The organism is Paenibacillus sp. FSL R5-0744 (assembly GCF_037972555.1).
Taxonomy (GTDB): domain Bacteria; phylum Bacillota; class Bacilli; order Paenibacillales; family Paenibacillaceae; genus Paenibacillus_AQ.
Window position 1 is genome coordinate 1,945,073 of the sequence record NZ_CP150228.1, and the last position, 24,319, is coordinate 1,969,391.

The window sequence follows — 24,319 nt, forward strand, 5'->3', positions numbered from 1 at the left end:
TGGAAGGTCGTGCAACATGACAAAAGTAAAACAAACCGTAGATTATCCTTTGTATAATGGACAGCCGTATTTCATGCCTATTGGCAAATGGGTAGTGATCCTTGCAAGTATCGTTGTAGGCTATTTAACAATGACAGTAGAGATTCCTTTTCTGCCTAATGAAGTGCAGAGCAAGATTGCTCCGTTTCTATTCACGCTGTTTCCGTTAATCGCATTAGTGTGGGCAACCAAAGGGAAGTTAGGAATTCTCTTCAAAAAGCCTGAAGTAAGTCATGTATTATACGGGATTTTATTCTTTATTATTAATTTCATCGTAACGTTGGGGGTAGCTGCGCTGCTTTCATCGATGGGAGCTGTAACAGTAAATGCGGTGCTAGGTCATGGGGATACCCTTTCAACAGGTGAGAAGCTCTGGACATTGTTCTTCTCAGGATTTCAATTAATTGGCGAGGAATTGTTAACGATCTTGCCATTCCTGGCGATTATGCAGCTTTGCTTTATTGGCTTTAAAATGTCACGCAAGGCGTCCGTGTTTATTGCATTAATCGTAACAGCGCTCATTTTTGGTGTACTACACTTAAAAACGTACAATTTTAATTTTGCTCAGGCCATTCTGGGAATCGGAATCGCTCGAATTATTCTAACGCTTGCTTACATGAAAACAAAGAATATCTGGACATCGATCATTGCACATATTTTAAATGACTGGGCAATATTTGGGACTAGTATGTTAGGTGGCGCAGTAGCAGCACCGTTCCTGATGCATTTCTTGCATTAAGAGCCGGAGAATTTCCGTAGACTCACAAAGAGGTTAAGCATATAGTGCGATAGATATTGAGGAGATTTCTGAGGTACAAAAGCACAGCTGATTGGATATCCAATCAGCTTTTTTTGCTATCTAGTTTAAATTCCTATCAATCTCCCTATCATCAGATATCCCTCTGAAGGGATACCCAGCCCCCGTTATTATTGGTATACTTTAACAAATGATTCTACTTATGGAGTGTTTAAGGAGGTTATGATCGATGAGATCGAGCGGTATTCTTCTGATTTTTATAGCGCTTATAGTAACCGGTTGCTTTAACCAGCCATCCAATGGAGAAGACAAATTCACAACTACCATTAATGAACAAGAAGATGTGATAAACAGCCATGGAATGATTGTTAAGAATCTTAAGAAGTTGGATGCTTTTATCCAAAATAATGCGGGTAAGCAGCGTGTGGTTCATTACACAATTGAGGGTGATCCGATCTTTAATGACTTGAAATATACTGACCAAGGGATTGAAATGCGGCATGATAATTCCGAAGATACGTTTGGTAGTCCCCAAGTAACCACATACACTTGTCAGAACCTTGTTAGAAACGAAACGGATAAACTTCTGTCGTATACCTTAACGGGCTGCGAGGGCGAACAAGCAAAGATCGAGCTGCTACAGATTCCTTTTGACGTCACGAAACAAGATAAGTTTGAGTTTGTTTTAAAATATGGTGTGAACCAAAAGAACGAAATTAATACGATAGAGAAGAAGTTGGTCAAAGATCTCCAGAATGGGGAAGTAGTCGAGGTTAGCGATTTTGAGCTTTCTGAACAGGAACGTGGACAAATCTATAAAGAAATGGTTCTAGCGAATTACTTAGATGAAAAAGAATTATCTACTGAGTGTAATCGGAAACCTGTTGTAAGTTACGATTTATCGGTTCAGATTAATAGTGGAGAGCGTCATTATCAGTGGACGGAATGCCAGAATACTGAGGATGACGGTCAGATGACTGAACTAGCCCAAGCGATCATTAAGATCGTGCAGGCCGGAAGCATTTATAAGGAACTGCCTGAGGTTAAGGGGCATTATGAATAATTTAAATAAGTTGAACTAAAACATTCTAAAAAGGAAGAGTGGCGGAGGGGGATTTTGGAACTGTAGGAGCGATAGCGTTCGCCTGAAAGCTTTCCGTAGGAAAGCTCGCTCCGGAAGCATAGGCTCACCGGATTTCAACCGTGAAACACGGTATATAATCAAGAAATCTGGGGACAACAGCGACCGGAAGTCCAAACATTCACCGCAGTCATGTTTACCTTAAAGAAATACCTTAAGTTTTTAACTAATTTTTATTCTCAGATCATTGGAGGCAGCATTCATGCACCGAATATTGTTAATTGAAGATGACGAAGCAATTAGTGAAATGGTTAGGTCCTATTTAGTAAAAGAGGGCTATGAAGTGGAAACGGCGTTCGATGGTGAAGTAGCGGAAAGGACATTCCGTACTAGTAATCCTTTTGATCTTGTATTATTAGATCTCATGCTGCCCAAGCGCAGCGGTACTGATATTCTCCAGACGATCCGTGCGACAAGTCTAGTTCCGGTGTTGATCATGTCAGCCAAGGACAGCGATGTGGATAAAGCGCTTGGACTTGGCTTTGGGGCGGATGATTATATTACCAAGCCATTTTCAATGATCGAATTAGCTGCAAGAGTGAAGGCTGCGATTCGAAGAGCGGGTTATGCTACCCCCACCATCCAACCGGAAGCTCCAATTCCTGCGAAGCAAAAAATTTCCATTGGTGGCCTGACTGTAGATTTGGATAATTTCTCTGCGCTAAAGAACGGGGAAGAGGTGAAGTTAACGTCTAAGGAATTTCATATTCTTAAGCTGTTCGTTACGCATCCGGGCAGGGTCTTCACCAAAGCGCAGATTTATGCTAGCGTATGGGCAGATGATTATTTCGGAGATGAGAACGTTATTAATGTACATATGAGAAGATTACGCGAAAAAATAGAAGATGACCCCTCGCATCCAGAGTACATCAAGACGTTGTGGGGGATCGGATATAAGCTGGGAGAGCAGCTATAATGAGCATGGCGCTTAGTGTGGTCATTGTACTCCTGCTCGTCGTCATTGTATGGCAATATCAGCATTCACGTAAAGCTTCCAGAGACCTGAAATATATTCATGACAAGCTAAGTAGCATCATGGCTGAAGGTTCACACGAAAGACTGCTGTTATTCAGTAGTAATGTGGAGCTGCAAAGTGTGCTGATTGATCTAAATCGGCTGCTCGACATTAATCATAAAGGAAGCATTGAGCGCGTGAAGCTGGAGAAGTCCATGCGTAATATGTTGTCGAACATTTCCCACGATCTTAAGACTCCGCTAACGGTAGTACTCGGTTATATTGAGACGATTCAGCAGGATGAACATATGCCAGCCGAAGAACGGGAACGTATGATGAATACGATTCACCAAAAAGCAAATGAAGTGATCCAATTGATGAACAAGTTCTTTGACTTGGCTAAGCTGGAATCAGGGGATCGGGAAATCAATCTTACACGTGTTGAGGCAGGTGAGGTGTGCAGACGTAATATTCTCTCTTTCTATGATATCCTTAGCGCCAAGGGCAGTGAGGTGGAGATAGAAATCCCTGATGACTCGCTTTATTTCATGGGAAACGAAGAGGCGCTTGACCGGATATTGACCAATTTGTTATCGAATGCGATTGCTTACGGGGATGCCGGAGGCGTATTAGGTTTGAAACTCTATAGTGATAAGAACAAAGTATACATAGATGTTTGGGACAGGGGAAAAGGCATTAGTGAAGTTCACCAGGATAAAGTATTCGAACGGCTCTATACACTGGAGGATTCGAGAAATCGATCATATCAAGGGAGTGGTCTGGGTCTGACGATCACCAAAAGATTAACGGAGCAGATGAATGGTACCATTACACTGGTTAGTCAACCGTTTGTGAGAACAGTATTTACCCTTTCTTTTCGTAGATTAAGCTTCTAAAGAATGAAATTGTGTGCAGCTTAAGATTTTTGTAAGAATCGAGTAATAAAAAAGAAAATTCTGCTGTGTACAATAAGAACTAAGGAAGACGAGACGAAAACAAAGGGGAGCACGGAAATGACTACGATACTTCGAACAAGAAATTTAACGAAAACCTACCAAGGCAAAGAAGCCGTTAGCAATGTGAATATGAATATTAAACAAGGTGAAATTTATGGCTTTCTTGGACCGAACGGTGCCGGCAAAACAACGGTCATGAAAATGATCACGAACCTCGTTAAGCCGACGAGTGGCGAGATTGAATTTTTTAATGAAAAAATGACAAATCATTCGTATGAAATGCTCAAACGGATGGGCTGCATCATTGAATATCCAGTGTTCTATGATAAACTCACAGCCAAGGAAAACCTGATCCTGCATGGAGAATACATGGGCTATTATGATCCGCAAGCGATTGGTGAAGCGCTGGAGCTGGTAAAGCTTACGGGTATTGATAAAAAGCCGGTGAAGCAATTTTCGCTTGGGATGAAGCAGCGCCTTGGTATTGCCAGAGCCTTTATGACGAAACCGGAGCTACTCATTCTGGATGAGCCGATTAATGGACTAGACCCTGTGGGAATCAAAGAGATGCGTGAAGTGTTCCGGATGCTTAGCCGTGAATATGGAATGACGTTACTTGTATCTAGTCATATTCTGGGGGAAATCGAGCAGATTGCTGATACTATCGGTGTGATCCGGCAGGGTGCTCTGGTAGAAGAGGTGGCGATGGATTCCATTCGCGGTCAAAATACAGAATATATCGAAGTGGTTACGAATGAGATTAACAAAGCAGTGTACGTGTTGGAGCACAAGCTTGGCCTCAATAACTTCAAAGTACTAGATCATATTACAGTAAGAATTTATGACGGTGGTATCTCACAACGTAATCTGAATAAGGCGTTAGTGCTAGCAGACGTGGAGATTGAGAGCATCAGCAAGAAACAACATACGCTGGAAGATTATTTTTTACAATTGATTGGGGGTGAAGGCGTTGCTTAAATTAATATCTTTGGAGATTCGGAAGAATAAGCTAAAGACTCTTCTTACAGGGGCAGCAATCGTCAATCTCGCTATTCTTGGGTTTATGATTATGGTTTTATTCGTTGATCGAAATGAGAATGAACCGTCGTTCGCTTCTTACGCAGATATGTTTGAAGGTGTGTTCGTTTTTGTTAAGGCTGCTTATATTATTTTCGCTTCCGTTATTATTAGCAAGCTGGTGATTGATGAGTATAAGAACAACACTATTACTCTTCTCTTCATGTACCCTATCTCACGTAAAAAGCTAATGACTGCGAAAATATTGATAGTGTTCGCCTTCACATTTGTTGCCATCATCGTGTCAGACATTGTAGTTGGAGCTATGCTAATAGGATTTAATTCGTTTGTAGGGCTTATCCCGGGTGAGTTAAACCTTCCTATAATCACTTCAGAGCTGATCAAGTTAGGCGCAAACGCATTTTACGCAGCGGGTATTGCTCTGATTCCTTTGTACTTTGGAATGAAGAAAAAATCAGTTCCTGCCACCATCGTCTCGGCGGTGTTAGTTACGTCCCTAATTTCTGGTGGATTTGATCAAGCACGCTTAGGTAATTTAGCGGCGGTGTCGATCTCGCTTGGCTTGATTGGAGCAGGTATTGCCTATATGGCGATTCGCAATATTGACCATAAAGATATAGCCTAAAATATTTATAGAAATCCCTCTTAAGAATCTCAGTACGATGTGTAAGTCATCGTGGTCGGGTTCTAAAGGGGGATTTAGTGTTTATCTGCGACCGATTAAAGTATATTTGCTATAATGGTCAAAATAGAAGAATTTAAAATTTAAGATGATTTCCGCTCATTTTAGGGTAATGATAATGGATGAGAGAGCCTGAGGTGAAATGAATTGTGGATAAAGACTGGACGTCCATTCTAACACGATTGCTTTCGGAAGAGAGCGCTTATAAATCGTTATATGACCATCATCCTAATTTGATATTTGTGTTGGATCGGCAAGGTCACTGCGTAGGAACGAATCGTACGTTCTATCTAGAATCCAGTGCAGAAGCATCGTTCCAAGATATAGGTCTGACAGCACTTAAAAGAATATACCTTGTTGATGTAGCTAGTTTTGAGGCTGCCCTGCAAGGGAATCCCTCTAGCTTTGAATTGCAAGATCTGAACAATCCCAAAGCGGACGTTGTGAAGGGAAACTTTATTCCTATAACGATAGACGAGGGAATTGTTGGGGTATTCGCGATCATACAAGTGGATAACAGCAACTATCATCATTATTCGGAAGGGTTACATGACTGGCTAAACGCATTAGCAGATTCTTTTCATGCTAAATTATCGAATAAGGTAGAACTAGAGTCAAACTTCAAATCTACTTTTGCTGCTGAAGTCGAAGATAAACGAGCGAACCTTATTCTGAACTCCGTCTCAGCTGGAATATTCGTACTAGATAATATAGGGCGAACGCTCTTTATTAACCGTGAGGGAGCAGATATGTTAGGTTACCAGCCTACAGAATTGGTTGGCCTGAAGCTGATGGAATATATTCATCAAATCCAAGGCGATGGCTCACGTTATTCAACCCCTGATTGTCAGATTAGTCTTACAATTGCAGATGGAATTATCCGCAGGAAAGACGATGAGATCTTCTGGCGTAAGGATGGAACCAGCTTTTTTGTCAATTATCGGGTGTCGCCTCTTATGGATGGGGGGATGATCTCAGGAGCAGTTATTGCTTTTAGTGATATCACGAATGCGAAAGAAATCATTCGCGCTAAAGAATCTGCAGAACAGGCGGCGCAAGCCAAATCTGACTTCTTAGCGATGATGAGTCATGAAATTCGGACACCGATGAATGGAATGATAGGGATGTCAGATCTTTTACTTGAAACTGATCTTGGAGAAGAACAGCGGGGGTATGTCGAGATTTTACGAAGCTGTAGTTACACGCTTTTACAGATCTTGAATGACATTCTTGATTTCAGCAAGATGGAAGCGGGTAAAATGCCACTGCAAACCGAATCGTTTGAACTTCGAGAGATGATATCGGACATTATTGATTTATTTACGCCTAAAGCCGAAGAGAAGAAGCTGGCCTTGCGGTGGTGGGCGGATACGAGTGTTCCAACAACGTTACTGGCTGATCCGATCCGTTTGCGACAGATTATTGTCAATCTTGTAGGAAATGCTCTGAAATTCACAGAACATGGGAGCGTAACACTATCGGTTAAGAACATTCCACTTTCGGATTCAAAAGAATATTTATTGGAATTCTCTGTCCGTGATACAGGTGTTGGGATTGCCGATAATAAACTCAATTTATTATTTCAATCCTTCTCACAGCTGCACCCGATCATCAACCGTAAATATGGCGGTACAGGGTTGGGACTCGCTATTTGTAAGCAGCTGGTTGAGCTGATGGGTGGGACAATCTTTGTAGAAAGTGAAGAGAATAAAGGTTCAACATTCCGGTTTATGTTACCCTTCATAAAAAAAGAGGTCGAGTTAAATTCAACTTCAAATCAGGAGGGGTAAACGCACAAATCCCCGGTTCATTGACTTACGAAGCAATGACCGGAGATTTGCGTTAGAATATTAATCTTGAAGCATATACATGAGACCTACAGTATGTGGGCCACAATGGCTACCAATAACACAACCTGCGTTGAGGATAGCGATCTCATTCACTTGAGTTTTCTCTCGTATCGCTGTCTCTAGATAGCGAGCATCTTCTTCCGCTAAGGTATGAACAACGATGAGCAGCTCTTTATCCATCCGCTCGACGTTAACCAAGGCGTTCTGGAGCATTTGTTCCACGGCTTTTTCTTTTTTGCCACGAATTTTACTAGTAGGTACGATGCTGCCGTCTACAAGTCTAAGAACAGGACGAATTTTTAGCAGACTACCGATGAAATTCTGCATACCTGAACAGCGTCCACCCATATATAAGTAATCTAGCGTATCTACCACGAATTCTGTTTCTACAAGATTACGACTCTGCTTCAGCATAGCTGCAATCTCAATGGCACTGTAACCTTTTTCAGCGGCTCTGACAGCTTTCATAACGAGAAGAGCGATGCCTCCACATAAGGTCTGTGAATCAATAACCTGTACACGCCCCTCTGGGAATTCCCCAGCAGCCAAAAGTGCATTCTGATATGTAGAGGATAATGATGAGGAGAGACTGATATATACAATATCATCTCCACGGCTAATTACCGGATGAAAAGCGGCGATAAAGTCAGCTGGCGAAGGCGCGGCCGTCTTTGGCAATACTCCGCTTGCTGCGACACGGCGATACACTTCTTCTGGTGTGATATCTTCACCATCTTTGTAGGTTCCTTCTTCAAACACTACGTAAAGGGGAACGATGCCGATATTAAAAGTATCCTTCCAGCCTTGAGGCAAATCGGAAGTGCTGTCTGAAAATATTTTTACAGTAGACATGAATTTCTCCTTCACCGATAATCGGACGACAATAGTCATTATTGAATCACATAATCTATTTATTATACCAAGATTAAGCCGATTCTCAAAATGAAATCGTAGAAATTCTGAAAGAAAGAAAGACTATCCGGAATTCCGAATAGTCTAAGTAAGCATTAATTTTTTTTCATAACCGGTATCCAGATCTCGCAGCGATAATCCTCTGCATCAGGTCTTCCCGGAAGGTATAACTCAAACTCGGGTCCTCCTGTATGCTCATAGCCTGTTGCAGGGAACCACTCCTGAAAGATCCGTGACCATGCTTGCTGAATAGCATTCGGCATTGGCCCTACTGAGGTGAACACAGCCCAACTCGCAGCTGGTATCGTCGTAGAAGCAAAGCCCTGAGCGTCCGTCTCTGGAGAGGCTTCGACAGCAATCCAATAGGAGAAGGTTTCTTTTTCGTGATTGAAATCTTTACAAATACCAAGGATGTCCTTATCAACACCGATCTCAATCAGCTTATCCGACGTACCATTTTCATTAGCTTCAATCCACAGCTGGGGGATACGGCGTAAATTCTCCCCATCTTTCGTTGTCATTTCCTCTACTAGTCCGATAACATTAAAAGCGTCTCTTGTCTCAATTCTGTAGTCCATTTCTTTATCTCCCTTCAGTGATAGATGGAAGGAGAGTCTAGGGAAGGCTTTGAGCTGTACCCCTGACTCCCGCGCAGCAGAAGGAGTAATTCCATGTGCTTTGCGGAATGCTTTGGCAAACGACTCGGGAGAGTCATATCCGTATTTTAATGAGACATCTAGCACCTTAACTTTAGAAATAGCGAGTTCCTGTGCCGCCAGAGTTAGTTTGCGTTTACGGATATAGTCTTTGACTGATACTCCGGTGAGCATGTAGAACATACGCTGGAAGTGAAAAGGGGAGGAATAAGCAACCTTTGCTATATCTTCTATATTAAAGGTTTCCTCCATTTTGCTCTCCATATAATCTAAAGCTTCTTTCATGCGGATAAGCCATTCCAAGCCTGCCATCTCCCTTTGAGTTCATACTAACATGCCACCATTTGCAAATCCTGTTATTCCTTGCTCTCTAATGACAGGTTGCTGATGGAAGAATAATCTTAACAAAATCATCCTATATAGTATAACTCAGGAAGGTGGAGAGAGTCAGCTTTGTAATCTGTACACTCTTGCTTCGTAAGGACGCAGAATTTCTCGTGTTGGTGATTCATCCGGGTAATTTCCAATGATTAAATCAGTAACGGTGCTCAGCTCAGCGGAGAGATCAACGGTTTGAGGGGCCTCGTTGAAGTTCAGCAGGATCAGCCATTGTTCATCCTCTAAAGTTCTTGTATAAACATAAAGGTTCTCATGATCAGGCAGTAGCAGCTTATATTCTCCATATACCATAATCGGATTTTTTTTGCGTAAAGCAATTAATTCCTGGTAGTAGTAGAAGATTGAATCAGAATCCGCCAATGCTTGCTCCACATTAATTTCCTTGTAAATCGGATTTACTTTGAGCCATGGTTCTCCTTCTGAAAATCCAGCATTAGCAGATGCATCCCATTGCATTGGGGTACGGGCATTGTCTCGGCCTTTGACATGGATAGCGTTCAGAATCGTTTCATGATCTGCGCCACCCTCAGTTACTTTTTCACGGTACATATTCAGAATTTCGATGTCTTTATAATCTTCCAGCGTTGTGAATTTTACATTCGTCATCCCAATTTCTTCACCTTGGTAAATATAAGGGGTGCCTTTAAGTGTATGTAGTAAGGTAGCGAGCATTTTGGCAGATATTACGCGATACTTCCCATCATCACCAAATCGTGAAACCATACGCGGCTGGTCATGATTGTTTAAGTACAGACTATTCCAACCCTTGTCAGCCAGACCGACCTGCCATTTATGAAGTATGTCGCGCAGTTTAGTTAATGTCCATGGGGCTACATCCCATTTGCCTCCTGGGCCGGAATCTACGTCCATATGCTCGAATTGGAATACCATTTGAAGTTCTTCACGATCTTCGTCTGTGTAAAGAACGGCATCCTCTACTGAAGCCCCTGGCGTTTCCCCGACGGTCATAATGTCATAGCTTGAAAGAACCTTTTGGTTCATTTCATGTAAAAACTCATGGACTCGGGGGCCATTCATAAAGTAATCGCCACCCCAAGCAAGTTCCTCTGGCGCCTCGCCCTCGATTTGGAAGGAAGGTAGCCCTTCTGCTTTAGAAATCAAATTAATGACGTCCATCCGCAATCCATCCACACCCTTGTCGAGCCAGAAGGTAATCATCTTGTATAATTCATCGCGCAGCTTTGGATTGTCCCAGTTGAGATCCGGTTGCTTGCGTGAGAACAGATGTAGATAGTATTCACCGGTAGTCTCATCTAGTTCCCAAGCCGGACCGCTGAATATGGAACTCCAATTGTTTGGACGTTCGCCATTCGGTCCACCTGGACGCCATATGTAGTAATCACGGTATGGATTATCCTTTGACGAACGGGACTCTACGAACCATTGATGTTCATCAGAAGAGTGGTTGATTACAAGATCCATCATTAGCTTAATGCCACGATCATGCAGTCCAGTCAGTAGTTCCTCCCAGTCTTTTAGCGTGCCGAACTCATCCATAATATCTTCGTAATCGCTGATGTCATAACCATTATCATCATTTGGCGATTTATACACTGGTGACAACCACACTACATCGACACCGAGCTTCTGCAAATAATCCAGACGTGAAATGATGCCTTGCAGATCTCCAATACCGTCACCATTACTATCTTGAAAGCTGCGTGGATAGATTTGATAAACGACAGCTTCCTTCCAAAAGGTTCTTTTCATTAATAATCACTCCTTATATAAGTTATCCATTTAGGAAAAAAATAAAGAGACCCTAAAAAGCTATTGGCTCCAAAGGGTCTCTTGTGGTGTCGGTTTATACTGTGACGGAATTGCTGTCAGCAGTGATGCTGCTTAGTCCGTTCACGGTATATTCTTTGTCATAGATAGTAATAGAAGCTGGAATATCAGTTTCATTCGTAACCGTAACCTGTGCGTCCGAAACGCTTACTTTTAGACGGGAGCCGCGGAACATGATTTTGAAAGAGTACGCTGTCCAGTGACCTGGGTTCGATGGGCTTAGAGTCAGTCTGCCATCATGAACACGTAATCCGCCGAAGCCATGTACGATTGACATCCAAGTACCGGCCATACTAGTGCTGTGTAAGCCGTCTTCGGTATCATTGTTATAGTTATCAAGATCCAGTCTTGAAGTACGCAAGTACATTTCATAAGCCTTATCCTTATATCCTAGTTCGCTGGCTAGAATAGAGTGGATACAAGGGGATAGGGAGGACTCATGAACAGTGATCGGCTCGTAAAAGTCGAAATTAAGTTTTTTGGTATCCAGATCGTAACGGTCCCCTAGGAAATATAATCCCTGCAGAACGTCCGCTTGTTTAATGAAGCAAGAACGAAGGATACGATCCCAAGACCATTTTTGGTTTAGCGGCAGGTTCTCAGCTGCCAGATCCTTGACTTGAATAATCTCTTTATCTAAGAAGCCATCTTGTTGCAAGAAGATACCCAGTTCTTCATCTGCAGGATAATACATTTTGGCAATGATATCATTCCATTTTGCAGTTTCGCTCTCTTGGAGTCCTAGTTTGTCAACTAGTTCTGCATAGCGTGTGGATTCGTTCTTTTTCAGATAATCCAGAGCTTCTAAGGTATATTCCATAGTCCAGGAAGCCATCCGGTTGGTGTACCAGTTATTATTTACGTTATTTTCATATTCATTAGGTCCCGTTACGCCAAGCATCACGTATTTGTCTTTACGATTTGCATAGTGAACACGTTCTTCCCAGAAGCGGGAGATTTCCACCAGAACTTCAAGGCCATATTGACCAAGATAAGCTTTGTCTCCTGTGTAGTTCACATAGTTGTAAATCGCATAAGCAATGGCACCGTTACGGTGAATTTCTTCAAATGTAATTTCCCACTCATTGTGACACTCTTCGCCATTCATTGTAACCATTGGGTACAATGCGCCTTTTGCGAAACCAAGCTTACGAGCATTTTCCTTAGCCTTCTCCAAATGCTTGTAACGGTAGATCAACAGGTTGCGAGCAATAGAGGAGTCTGCTGTACTGAGATAGAAGGGAACGCAATACGCCTCTGTATCCCAGTAAGTGCTGCCGCCGTATTTTTCACCTGTAAAGCCTTTAGGTCCAATGTTCAGACGGTCATCTTCACCATTGTAGGTTTGGTTTAGCTGGAAAATATTGAAACGAATCGCTTGCTGTGCCGAAACGTCACCTTCAATAATGATGTCGCTTTCTTTCCATTTCTCTCTCCAAGCTTCTATTTGTTCTGTCAGAAGGGTTACAAAACCAGCTTCCTTAGCAGCTTGCAAAGCAGTTTGAGCGGCATCGACCAATTGTCCAAGACCGTGATTACGCGAGGTTACGTTAGCAACATATTTATAAATGACGACTTGATCGCCAGATTGTACGGATACATTCATTTTGCTGGCTACATATTTCTCTTGTTCAATAGCTTCAGCATCAGCGTTGACTTTTTCACCATTGACAAGGATATCAAAAGCCATAGCAGAGGTTACATGGAAATCGAGTTTTTTGGTCTTAAGGGTGATGTGTCCACCTTCAGTGCCTGCTTGCTTCTCAACTTCATTCCAGAATTTCTCGTCGTAGTTGGAATCCTTGTTCTTCACGTCACCGTCGAGATAAGGAGTGATCGTAATCTTGCCTGAGAAATTCACAGGAATGATGGAGTAACGAATAGCACCGATTTCTTGACGATTCATGCTGACGAATCGGATACTCTCAACTTTAACTTCCTTACCATCTTCGAGTGTGGCAGTGAAACAACGGGAAAGCGTACCTTCCTTCATGTTAAGAACACGACGGAAATCGGAAACCGTACATTTTGCCAGGTCTAAAGGAGTTCCTTCAATGTCGATGTTAATACCGATCCAGTTCGTGCTGTTCAGTACTTTAGCAAAATATTCAGGATAGCCGTTCTTCCACCAGCCGACCCGTGTTTTGTCAGGATAGTAAACGCCAGCCATGTAGCTGCCTTGTAGGCTACTTCCACTGTATTGCTCTTCAAAATTAGCTCGACCACCCATAAATCCGTTGCCAAGGCTAAATACACTTTCAGAGATTTCTTGTGTCTGTGGATCAAAGGATTCTTCAATAATGGACCATTCATCAATTGTTAAATATTGTTTCACGATAACCGGCTCCTTTAAATATGTTGTGGGGATATATAATGAACAAATCATTCTTCCATTAAAATTCCGGTGGTATATGTGCGACTGCGAGGAATCTTTGGACTTTCGATCGCTGTTATAATCAGATTTCTATATTTTAGCCGCGTTTTGCGGATGAAATCTGATTATAAAGGCGAACGCTACGCTTCTACAGTTCCAAAATTCCTCTCCGTCACCTCATCACCAGAAATCTAATGATTAATACTTAGTTCATTTGATTGTAGGTTAGATGTAGCAGGGCGAATCACATTAACACTTTCAGTTGATTAATGTTCGTTAGACTTTAAGCAAAAGATTTTTTGAGTTGTGACACACTCATATGAGCGAGCGATGGAACGACGATGTTCGCCGCATTGAGCGTTTCCGGTGAACCAATACCAACGCTGAACATTCCAGCACGCGACGCAGCTTCAATTCCTGCTTCTGCATCTTCGAAGACAACACAGTGTTTAGGATCAGCGCCAAGTGCTTTAGCTCCTAAAAGAAAAACTTCCGGATCAGGTTTAGCAGCACTTGTGTGTGTGCCATCGATGATTGCATCAAAGTAAGGGGTCAATCCGGTATTATTTAATATCGTCATTGCGTTCTTACTAGCAGAACCGAGGGCAACTTTGATGCCATTCTCACGGCACTCTTTCAGAAAATCAAGCGCACCTGGCAAAATCTCTGAGCTGTCCATTTTCGCAATATATTCGACATATCGATTATTCTTCTGTTCTGCAAGCTTAGCTTTCTCTTCTTCATCGATAGTTAGTCCGCCGATTTCCAGCAAAATATTTAGCGAGGCAGTTCTGCTGACTCCTTTAAGACGTTCGTTATCTTGTTCTGTGAAGAGAAACCCTAATCCATCTGCAAGCTCTTTCCATGCGATATAATGGTATTTGGCAGTATCAACGATAACACCATCCAAATCGAACAAGCAGGCTTTAATTTCCGTCATTGTAGTACCTCCTAAAATTTGTGACAGTATCGTGATCCATTGGGTAATCGTATCTGAATTTGCTCTCAATTCGTATAAGCTTTGCTAAAGATGTTAAGTTTATCTTAACCTCAGATTCGAATATTCACCCTGAAAAGAACTGGATCAAGAAGTTTTAGTAATTTAGCGCAAACGTTTGTACAGATTTTCAAAAAATAAATGAAGCGTTGATCGCTTCACTTATTCATTCGGTTTTGTTCTTAGCATGTGAGTACATGGATGACTCTCTCACGATCAAGCGATGTGGAATAACAAATCGGTTTGTATAACCAGCATCGTGATTCGGACTCTTGATATTCTGAATAAGTACCTGAGATGCAGTGTAGCCAAGATGATAAATTCCAATATCAATACTACTGATCGGAGGGCTGGATAATTCAGATAATGGAATATTGTTAAAGCTCACAATAGCGAGATCGTCAGGCACTTTGTATTTCAGCTCATTCAATCCACGTAAAATTCCGAACGATACCATATCATCCACTGCAACTAGAGCAGTAGGCCGATTAGGCAAATTCATGAAAAAAGACATCGCTCTATATCCGCTATCCTGTAGAAATTCACCTTCTACAATCCATTCATCACGCATTTCAAGACCGCTATTCAGCAGTGCTTTACGGTATCCTGCGAGACGATCGCGAGAAACAATTAGATTAGGCGGTCCACTTACGAAGCCAATACGTTCATGACCCATTGAAATGAGGTGGTTTGTAGCATCATATGCTGCCATCACATTATCGTTATCGACAGATAAAATATTCTCATATCGATCACTTCGGCCTACCAGTACGAATGGATAATCGTTACTCTCTAGAAAATCAATAACAGCATCATCTGTACGAGAGTAAAGCAGAATAACACCATCTACTCGACGACCCTTTAGAAGTCTTGAAACGGCTTCCAATTCTTCCTTCTCGTTTGCTCCGGAGCTAATTAACACGTCGTAGCCGGAACGGCTAGCTTGTGTAACGATCCCTCGGATTAATTCCATAAAAAATAAATTTGAGAACAGCTCTTCAGCTGGTTTAGGAAGACTGAAGCATATGCTATTTGTAGTTTTCGACACTAGACTCTTAGCCATCATGTTAGGTGTATAGCCCATATCTTCCATAATAGCTTTGACCTTGCGGGAAGTTTCCAGGCTGATTCTGGGGTGATTGGACAATACCCGGGATACCGTGGAGGGAGATACTCCCGCTTTCTTGGCCACATCCTTAATGGTAACTGTCATAGAAACCTCCTTATGGAACCGTTTGCTTTACACAGTAATATTAATCTAAGAGTTCTAAATTGTAAATAGATAAAGTCATTTGGAAGGGCAATATTGCTACTTTTGGAAAGAGTATTAGAAATTTATGTGTAAAATTGTTTGTTTTCACCAAAAAAGTATGAATGATTTAGCAAGATTGATCTTAATATGTATAAAAGATATCCAATTTCATCGAGAGGAGCATTTCGTAAATGCAAACGTATGGCTTAAATTTTTTGGAACAATTTGATTCGAGGAATGGAATTAGAGTGACAGTCAAAAAAACGGATAAATCCTAAATGGGATTATCAGGTTCACTTTTCTTTATTTTTACTTTTATGATAATTTGAGTTCGTTAAACACATAAAAATACTGGTTGACAATACCATAAATACAGCATTAGTATGTAAATCAAAATATAGCAAGCGTTTACATTGGGTGATTTTGGATCGATATCAGTTGTGTTAAGGAATGAATTTTATGTACTTAGGTTTGTGCACGACTATTTGCAAACGTTTGCACTAAATTCATGATTTTGGTGTTGATCTTTAACTTTGATGGGAGGATGATGCTGTTAATCCGGTTTGACGAGCCGCACACATAGACCTTCTCCAACCACAGAAGGAAGACGCATGATTTCATAACCCCAGAATAATTGGCGGGGTTCGAGAAATTATGTATCCGCTTGCACAAAGGGAATTCATAATTATGGGAGGTTATACAAAAATGAAAATAACTTTATGGGGTAAGAGGACGTTCGCGATCTTTATGATCGTTGCTCTTGTGTTCTCTAGTCTCGGCTTACACCCAGTTAAGGTTTCAGCAGAAACGACAAAGGTAGTTTTGGTCGGTGATTTGCAATCACAGTTTATTTCTACTGGGGCGGAAAATCCCGGCAAGGATTGGGATGAGACATCAGTAGTCACCCAAATGACTTACTCAGGCGATGGGTTGTATTCTTTTACTGGGACTCTGCCAGCGAAAGAATATAATTACAAGGTTGCTCTGAATGATAGTTGGGATGAGAACTATGGATTTGCAAAGTATACAAACCCTCAAGGGAAAAATGATGGAGAGAATATCCACATAAAGTTAGAAGAAGAAACGACTGTAACCTTTTATTATAATGACATCACTCATAAAATAGCTGATTCTACGTATTACACGCCAATTACGCCTAAATTGACAGGAAACCTGCCAGCAGAGGCGTTGTCCACATTAACAGATCCTGATTTTGATGGTGTGTACAGTACAGTTGTTACTGTGCCTCAGGGAGATTACACATATAAGGTTTCTGTTCCAGGAGCCACAGAAGCAGAGGATATGTCTTATCCAGAAAGCGATCTAGCGTTGAGCCTACCGTTAGATCTTAAGGTAACCTTCAAGTACAATACTGCAGATCACAGAGTGACCGCAGAATATAAAGTCCCTACTGAACCTGTAGAGGTTACACCTGTTCCAGCAGGGCACATTCGTGTTCACTACAAAGCTAGTGATTACACCGATAAGGGATTGTGGTTATGGGGTGATGTTGTAAGCCCTTCTGTTGATTGGGCTATGGGTGCGACCCCTTTTCCTGATGGACAAATGGATTCCTATGGTGCATATGTTGATGTGCCGATTAAGGATGGGGCTAAGAAAATCTCATTCATCGCACTTCAGCGTGCAAGTGGTGCTAAAGATGGAGGAGATAAGAACTTCTCAATTAATACTCCACAAACTAATGAAGTATGGATCACAGAAGGCTCTGATGTAGTTACGCCTTATGAACCGGTTAAGCTTCCGGCAAATACCGTTCGGATCCATTATATGAGATCAGATTCCAATCAAAGTCAGTATGGATTATGGTTGTGGGAAGATGTAGCAGTTTCACTTAAGGATTGGCCTAAAGATGCAATTCCATTCCAAGCCGATCAAGTAGGTCGCTTTGGTGCTTATATTGATATTCCATTGAAAGAAGCTGCAAAAAAAATTGGGTTTCTCGTAGTGAACCCGTTGAATGGCGATAATAAAGACGGCGGTGACAAAGGATTTACTCTACTGGATCGTTACAACCAGCTGTGGATAAAAGAAGGAGACAACAATGTATATGTTTCACCATTTGGTGAAACACCTATCGGTTTAGTATCTGCTGAAGTGTTGTCGACGAGCAAAATCCTTCTTGGTTTCACGTTAACTGACGGCTTGGATGCAGCAGCATTGAAGAATGAGATTACCGTTAAAGATAAAGACGGTGTTGCTATTCCTGTATCGGCTGTAACCATTACTAGCAAAACTTCAATTGAAGTTGATACAAAAGCCTTTGATCTGGATAAAGTTCCGCTTAGCGTTACTTATTCAGGCAAAACGGTCTCTGCGGCTAGTGGTTGGAGAATGCTTGATGAAATGTACAATTATACAGGAGATGATCTAGGGGCTACGTACAACGCTGACAAAACAGCCACGTTAAAATTGTGGGCTCCTAAAGCTAGCTCGGTTGTCGTAAATGTGTACGATAAGAATGACTCCAACGTGCTTGTGGGCAGTGTTGACTTAACGAGTGGAGATCAAGGGGTCTGGTCGGTTGATTTGAAGCCGACTGATTTGACAGGCACGACTACAAACGATGTAAGAGGATTCTTTTATCAATATGAAGTGACGAATGACGGTGTAACCAATAAGGTCCTTGATCCTTATGCTAAATCAATGGCGGTATTTACTATGGATACCACAGGTGCAGCTGGTGCTGGCGGGGATACAGTCGGTAAAGCGGCTATCGTTGATTTAAGCCAGACGAACCCGGATACCTTTGGTTATGCTGATATTAAAGGCTACGAAAAACGCGAAGACGCAATCATTTATGAAGTCCACGTCAGAGACTTTACATCCGATGTATCGATCGAAGATAGTCTGAGTGGCGAAAGATGGGGCTCTTATAGCGCTTTTGAAAAGAAGCTCGATTATATTAAATCTCTCGGTGTAACTCATATTCAATTACTTCCTGTAATGGCTTGGTATTACGGGGATGAGACGAAGATGGGGACTAGAGAAACAGAATATTCCGCTAAAAACAATGAATACAACTGGGGATATGATCCTCACAACTACTTCTCTCCAGATGGTGCTTATTCGCAGAAACCTGCTGATCCTGAGGCACGGATTAAAGAATTAAAAGGTTTGATTGACGCCGTACATGAAACTGGAATGGGTGTCATTCTGGATGTAGTGTACACACATATGGCTAAAAAAGAATTCTTAAACGACATCGTACCTAATTACTACGCGTTCCAAGATGCAAATGGCAACTTTATCGGAGGTTTCGGAAACAATCTGGCCACTAACCATAAAATGGCTGAGAAGTTGATGGTTGATTCCGTGAAATACTGGTTTGAAGAGTACAAGATAGATGGAATGCGCTGGGATATGATGGGCGATGCGACAGCGGAGGCTGTTCAGAATGCTTATGATGCCGCGGCAGAAATTAATCCGAAGGCACTTTTTATCGGTGAAGGCTGGAGAACATTCGGTGGTGCCGCAGCTGATCCTTCCCTTGCTGGAAAAGGGGCAGATCAGGACTGGATGGATAAAACGGATAGCGTCGGTGTTTTCTCTGACGAATTCCGCAATGAATTGAAATCTGGTTATGGTTCCGAAGGTCAACCTAGATTTATTACAGGCGGAGCGCGTCCAATAGCGACAATCTTTAACAATATTAAGGCGGAGCCCTCAAATACGCCTGCTGATGATCCAGGTGATATCGTTCCGTACATCGAAGCGCATGATAACCTGACGCTGCACGATGTTATTGCACAAACGATCAAGAAAGATCCTGCCATTGAGAAGAATGAGCTTGAAATCCAGAAACGGATTAGACTTGGAAACATGCTTGTTCTAACCTCCCAAGGCACTGCCTTCATTCATGCAGGCCAGGAATATGGGCGTACCAAGCAATGGAATAGCACTTCGGTTCCTCAGGATAAGTACACTGAAATGTTTGATAGTGAAGGCAAATCCTTTGGTTATTTTATTCATGATTCGTATGATTCTTCGGATGCTGTCAACATGTTTGATTGGACTAAAGCAACGGATGAATCACAATTCCCAGTACAGAATACAACAAGAAAATATACGTCAGGTCTGATGGAATTGAGAAAGTCTACCGATGCATTCCGATTGGGCGACAAGGATCTGGTTGATTCCAATGTTAACCTAATTCCTGCACCAGAAATGAAGACTGATGATCTTGTCATTGGTTATTCAAACAAAGCTACTGATGGCACAGGTATCTATTATGTCTTCATGAATGGCGATAGCACAGCTAGAACTCTTACTTTATCAGAGGATTTGACGAGTGGTCAGGTGCTTGTTGACAATGATGAAGCTGGTGTTACTGCGGTTAGTCAACAGAGTGGTTTCATTTTAACTGCTAATTCAATCAAGCTAGATCCTTTGACTGCAGTGATTATCAAAATGGAAGCTGAAGCCGCTACGCTTACTTCTATAGAGACCGATAGTACAAGCTACACGCTGGCAGCAGGCAATACGCATCAAACAGCTGTTTTTGCGAAGTACGACGACAACAGCAGAAGAAATGTTACGCAATTGGCTACTTACACTTCCAATAAGCCTGAAGTGGCTACAGTAACCAATAAAGGTCAAGTGAAGGCAGTTGGTAATGGAACAGCTGTAATTACCATTACTTATGGCGGTATTTCTACAACCGTTACAGTTAAGGTTACGGATAAGAGATATGTTCTGTTCACTTATACCCGTAGTGATAAGGATTATAAGGATTGGAACATCTGGGTCTGGAATACAGGAGTTAAAAATGATCAGATTGATTTTACAACCTTTAAGAATGGCACAGCGAGTGTTTTGATTGAGGTTGCTGAGAATGCGACAAGTGTAGGGTTCGTCCTTCGTAAAGGTACCGATTGGTCGATTAAGGACCCCTACGGGGATGACCGTATCATTCCGCTGACGCCTGGTGAATTATTCACTAAAGTGAATGTAACTAGCGGGGTGAAGGAGTTTGATATCAAACCAAGTATTAGCGGTCCTATCCTTAAGGATGGAACGATTACTTTTAGATATCGCGATGATGCCTTGTTCCGTAATGGAAATATGGATGCGATCACAGCTGCAAAAGTAAAAGTGAATGGAAAAATATATCCAATGGTTTATGATTCCGCTAACGAGTGGTTCACTTACACGTTGACTGATTTAGTAGAAGGTACGTATAAGTATACGTTCTTGATCACGAAAAACGGAATCACTACTGAATTTACAGATCCTAAGAATACAGTGAATGATGAATCTATTGTTGTGTATCATATTCCTGACGTTAAGATTACGACATCCGTGAATCCGGAAGCAGTTGCATCTAATCAGAATGCGGTTGTAACCATCAATGTAGTGACTTCAGAAGAGGTAACATATTCAGAGGGATACATGGATTTAACCAATCTTGGAGGACCAAGCAAAGTTAAGCTGGATACGGAGCTGATGAAGCAGACAGTTGCTGTGAAGGACACGGTGTCAGCGGGGATTAAAAATATTCCGATTACGCTCGTGGACCAGTACGGAAATACACATAAAGAAAATGCTAAACTCGAGGTAAAAGCGAGAACCTACACAGGTGATAAGCTGGATTTTGATTGGGATGAGGCTCGTATATACTTCGCGCTTACAGACCGCTTCAAAGACGGAGATCCAACAAATAATGAGAATGTAGATAAAGATCAACTGGAAGCATACCACGGTGGTGATTTCCGAGGAATGATCGACAATCTCGATTATTTGCAAGAACTTGGTATTAACACGCTTTGGATTACGCCAATTGTAGATAATATTGATTTTAATAAAGGTTATGGATTCAAACAATACGGATATCATGGCTATTGGGCCAAGGACTTTACAAAGCTCGACGAGCATCTTGGTGATATGGAGACCTTCAAGGAATTGATCGAAAAGGCACATGACAAGGGCATTAAGATCATGGTCGACGTTGTACTCAATCATACGGGCTACGGTTTAAAGGTTGAGGATAAAGAGCCGACGATTACAGCTGAGGATAAAGCACGTTTTGAAGGAATGCTTCGTACGGATGGTGTATCCGCGGATACAGATCCAATCAAAGGCGAGCTTGCAGGATTGCCGGATTTCAAAACGGAAGATCCAGCCGTTCGTGAAAAAATTATCGCTTGGCAAACAGGGTGGTTAGATAACGCTCGGACGGAACGTGGAGATACGATTGACTATTTCCGTGTGGATACAGTCAAACATGTAGAAGATACAACTTGGAAAGCATTTAAAAATGCACTGACTTCAATTGATCCAAACTTCAAAATGACCGGTGAATACTTCGGCGGAACCATTGATAGCAATGGTGGAATGCTTGAAACAGGCCAGATGGACGGACTGCTTGATTTTGGATTTAATGATGCTGCGAAAGACTTTACTGATGGTAAAGTTAACAGTGTTGATTCCTATTTGCAGGAACGAGAGTTAAAGATTGATAACACGAAGATGATGGCTCAATTCCTGAGTAGTCATGATGAGGATGGCTTCTTGTCTAATTATGTGGATGGAGATAAAGGCAAGCTGAAAATCGCAGCCGCTCTGCAAATCACAGCCAAGGGACAGCCAGTCATTTACTATGGAGAAGAACTGGGGAAATCGGGCAAAAATGCAGGAGACATGTCTAAAGGTGAGTTCAGTGAGAACCGTAAAGATATGCCTTGGGATCAGTTGACTGCAGAAAAGCCACTTCATGATCATTATCAGAAGCTGTTGAATATCCGTGCAAAATACTCCAAAGTGTATTCCAAAGGGACGCGCACGAAGTTGGCAGGTTCAGATGATTTAGGTTATTTAGCCTTCAATAAGTCTTACGATAATGAGAACGTCGTGACGGTTATTAACACTAAGACAAGTGAGGAATCCGCAACGATTCCGGTACCGTTTGCTGCCAATTCATCTGTGAAGGATGAGTACAGCGGTAAAACATACACGGTATCCGAAGATCAAAAAGTAATCATTGATCTACCAGGTAGAGATGATGGGGGTACGGTTATTCTGGTAGAGGCATCGGATGTAACACCGACACCAACACCAACGGCGTCACCAGAGGCAACTCCGACACCAACAGTGTCGCCAGAAGCAACACCGACACCAACGAAGACACCAGAAGCAACGCCAACACCAACGAAGACACCAGAAACAACACCAACACCAACAGTGTCGCCAGAAGCAACACCGACACCAACAGTGACACCAGAAGTAACACCAACACCAACGCCGTCGCCTGAAGTGACAAATTCACCAACTTCTGGAAGCGTGGCGGTTAGCCCAACAACTCCTGCTGATATGCAAGTTGTCAGTGAGGATAGCTTAAAGAACGTGAAAGAGGGTAAGGTAGAGATTGTTATTGTTGCAGGTAAGACAGCGGTATTGTTACCGTTGCAAGCAGCAAAAACATTGGGATCTAATGATCTAGTATTTAAAGTGGGGGATCTATTGGTTACTATCCCTAACAAACTGTTAAGCACAATACCAAGTTTAGCTTCAGGTGTGGATGCGGAAGGTGCTCAAATCCTGTTGGAGCTGAAACCATTGGTCCAGTCTGCTACAAAAGCATTAATCGATGGTTTAAACAAAGAGGTGGGGACCGTAACTTCGCTTTCTGATGTGTTTGAACTGAGACTTAGCATTCTGAAGAAAGATGGTACCCGGATTGTAGTTAAGAAGTTCGATGAGCCAATTACGATATCGTTTAAGATTAAAGGCCAATCGAATAAAGATTTATTGGGCATCTACTATTTAGGCGATAATGGCGAGCTTGAGTACGTAGGTGGACAGCTGAATGGAGACGTGATATCTACACAAGTCACGCACTTTAGTAAATATGCCGTACTTGAGATTGTGAAGTCGTTTGAGGATGTTCCAACTACTTATTGGGCATTCCATGCGATTCAGTCTCTTGCTGCAAAACAAATTGTTTCGGGGGTTACGACAACCGAATTTAATCCGAAGAGCAATGTTAGTCGTGCGGAATTTACCGCATTACTAGTTCGTGCACTTGGTTTAAATGCGGAAGGGCCGGTTCAATTTACTGATATCAAGTCAGATGCATGGTATTCATCATACGTAGCAACAGCGTCTAAGCTGGGCATTGTTAGTGGTCGAAGCAAGGATAATTTTGCGCCGAATGCATCCATTACCCGTGAGGAAATGGCTATTATGGTGATCCGTGCGCTTGAAGTGAAGTCTGGTAAGAAGATCGAACCAGCAGTGGGTGTCACGACATTTGCAGATGCATCTAGCATTAGCAAGTGGGCAGATAGCTACGTGAAGACAGCAGCAGGTCTAGGGCTTCTCCAAGGCAGAGAGAACAATCAATTTGCTCCAAAAGGGTGGATGACCCGCGCCGAAAGCGCACAGATTATTTATACACTACTGAGCAAGTAAACTGGACTTCGGTGTGCTGATTGTTAGTGCACCGAAGTATTAGTAATTGGCTAGTAATGTGACAGTCATTCTTAG

14 protein-coding genes are annotated in these 24,319 nt (G+C 42.2%); 8 read left to right on the forward strand and 6 right to left on the reverse strand.

Translation table 11 applies throughout. The annotated features are described in order from the left end of the window. Positions 1–16: 16 nt before the first annotated feature. The 7 genes from MKY19_RS08445 (at position 17) to MKY19_RS08475 (ending at position 7,358) form a co-directional block, all read left to right on the forward strand. Entirely contained in the window at positions 17–778 is a 762-nt protein-coding gene (locus tag MKY19_RS08445) for a type II CAAX endopeptidase family protein (protein ID WP_339269853.1), read from the forward strand. 247 nt (positions 779–1,025) lie between these two features. Then, a complete protein-coding gene (locus MKY19_RS08450; protein ID WP_339269855.1) occupies positions 1,026–1,859 on the forward strand; it encodes a DUF4362 domain-containing protein in 834 nt (277 codons plus the stop codon). A 280-nt stretch (positions 1,860–2,139) separates the two neighbouring features. Further along, a complete protein-coding gene (locus tag MKY19_RS08455; protein WP_076284202.1) occupies positions 2,140–2,853 on the forward strand; it encodes a response regulator transcription factor in 714 nt (237 codons plus the stop codon). Beyond that, positions 2,853–3,788, forward strand: coding sequence for a sensor histidine kinase (locus MKY19_RS08460; RefSeq protein ID WP_339269857.1), 936 nt, complete (start codon positions 2,853–2,855; stop codon positions 3,786–3,788). The genes MKY19_RS08455 and MKY19_RS08460 overlap by 1 nt, the downstream gene beginning before the upstream one ends. 117 nt (positions 3,789–3,905) lie before the next feature. Then, the gene (locus tag MKY19_RS08465; RefSeq protein WP_339269859.1) at positions 3,906–4,826 is read left to right on the forward strand and encodes an ABC transporter ATP-binding protein; all 921 of its coding nucleotides are present in this window, start codon (positions 3,906–3,908) and stop codon (positions 4,824–4,826) included. Beyond that, complete coding sequence (locus tag MKY19_RS08470; RefSeq protein ID WP_339246370.1) at positions 4,810–5,511, forward strand: ABC transporter permease; 702 nt, start codon at positions 4,810–4,812, stop codon at positions 5,509–5,511. Before MKY19_RS08465 ends, MKY19_RS08470 begins: the two co-directional genes overlap by 17 nt. Before the next feature lie 206 nt (positions 5,512–5,717). Then, positions 5,718–7,358, forward strand: a complete 1,641-nt coding sequence (locus tag MKY19_RS08475) for an ATP-binding protein (protein ID WP_339269861.1) — start codon at positions 5,718–5,720, stop codon at positions 7,356–7,358. Between the two features lie 60 nt (positions 7,359–7,418). Here MKY19_RS08475 and MKY19_RS08480 read toward each other — a convergent pair whose 3' ends face one another. The 6 genes from MKY19_RS08480 to MKY19_RS08505 form a co-directional block, all read right to left on the reverse strand. Further along, positions 7,419–8,270, reverse strand: coding sequence for a DegV family protein (locus tag MKY19_RS08480; RefSeq protein ID WP_042186314.1), 852 nt, complete (start codon positions 8,268–8,270; stop codon positions 7,419–7,421). 155 nt (positions 8,271–8,425) lie between these two features. Further along, positions 8,426–9,289, reverse strand: a complete 864-nt coding sequence (locus MKY19_RS08485) for an AraC family transcriptional regulator (protein WP_188114583.1) — start codon at positions 9,287–9,289, stop codon at positions 8,426–8,428. A gap of 144 nt (positions 9,290–9,433) precedes the next feature. Further along, positions 9,434–11,116 (reverse strand): alpha-glucosidase, encoded by a 1,683-nt coding sequence (locus tag MKY19_RS08490; protein ID WP_339269862.1) that lies wholly within the window; start codon positions 11,114–11,116, stop codon positions 9,434–9,436. A gap of 94 nt (positions 11,117–11,210) precedes the next feature. After that, the gene (locus MKY19_RS08495) at positions 11,211–13,529 is read right to left on the reverse strand and encodes a glycoside hydrolase family 65 protein (protein ID WP_339269863.1); all 2,319 of its coding nucleotides are present in this window, start codon (positions 13,527–13,529) and stop codon (positions 11,211–11,213) included. Between the two features lie 322 nt (positions 13,530–13,851). After that, complete coding sequence (gene pgmB / locus MKY19_RS08500) at positions 13,852–14,508, reverse strand: beta-phosphoglucomutase (protein ID WP_042186321.1); 657 nt, start codon at positions 14,506–14,508, stop codon at positions 13,852–13,854. Positions 14,509–14,731: 223 nt separating this feature from the next. Further along, on the reverse strand, positions 14,732–15,778 hold the full coding sequence (locus MKY19_RS08505; protein WP_042186323.1) for a LacI family DNA-binding transcriptional regulator: 1,047 nt from the start codon (positions 15,776–15,778) through the stop codon (positions 14,732–14,734). A 744-nt stretch (positions 15,779–16,522) separates the two neighbouring features. On the opposite strand from MKY19_RS08505, the gene MKY19_RS08510 reads away from it, so the two are divergent. Beyond that, the gene (locus tag MKY19_RS08510; protein WP_339801961.1) at positions 16,523–24,244 is read left to right on the forward strand and encodes a pullulanase; all 7,722 of its coding nucleotides are present in this window, start codon (positions 16,523–16,525) and stop codon (positions 24,242–24,244) included. Positions 24,245–24,319 lie beyond the last annotated feature (75 nt).

Excerpts from the sequence above, each read along its gene's own strand:
- MKY19_RS08505 (WP_042186323.1), bottom strand. The coding sequence starts at position 15,778 with ATGACAGTTACCATTAAGGATGTGGCCAAGAAAGCGGGAGTATCTCCC.
- MKY19_RS08455 (WP_076284202.1), top strand. The coding sequence starts at position 2,140 with ATGCACCGAATATTGTTAATTGAAGATGACGAAGCAATTAGTGAAATG.
- MKY19_RS08490 (WP_339269862.1), bottom strand. The coding sequence starts at position 11,116 with ATGAAAAGAACCTTTTGGAAGGAAGCTGTCGTTTATCAAATCTATCCA.
- MKY19_RS08480 (WP_042186314.1), bottom strand. The coding sequence starts at position 8,270 with ATGTCTACTGTAAAAATATTTTCAGACAGCACTTCCGATTTGCCTCAA.
- MKY19_RS08450 (WP_339269855.1), top strand. The coding sequence starts at position 1,026 with ATGAGATCGAGCGGTATTCTTCTGATTTTTATAGCGCTTATAGTAACC.
- MKY19_RS08445 (WP_339269853.1), top strand. The coding sequence starts at position 17 with ATGACAAAAGTAAAACAAACCGTAGATTATCCTTTGTATAATGGACAG.
- MKY19_RS08465 (WP_339269859.1), top strand. The coding sequence starts at position 3,906 with ATGACTACGATACTTCGAACAAGAAATTTAACGAAAACCTACCAAGGC.
- pgmB (WP_042186321.1), bottom strand. The coding sequence starts at position 14,508 with ATGACGGAAATTAAAGCCTGCTTGTTCGATTTGGATGGTGTTATCGTT.
- MKY19_RS08460 (WP_339269857.1), top strand. The coding sequence starts at position 2,853 with ATGAGCATGGCGCTTAGTGTGGTCATTGTACTCCTGCTCGTCGTCATT.
- MKY19_RS08510 (WP_339801961.1), top strand. The coding sequence starts at position 16,523 with ATGAAAATAACTTTATGGGGTAAGAGGACGTTCGCGATCTTTATGATC.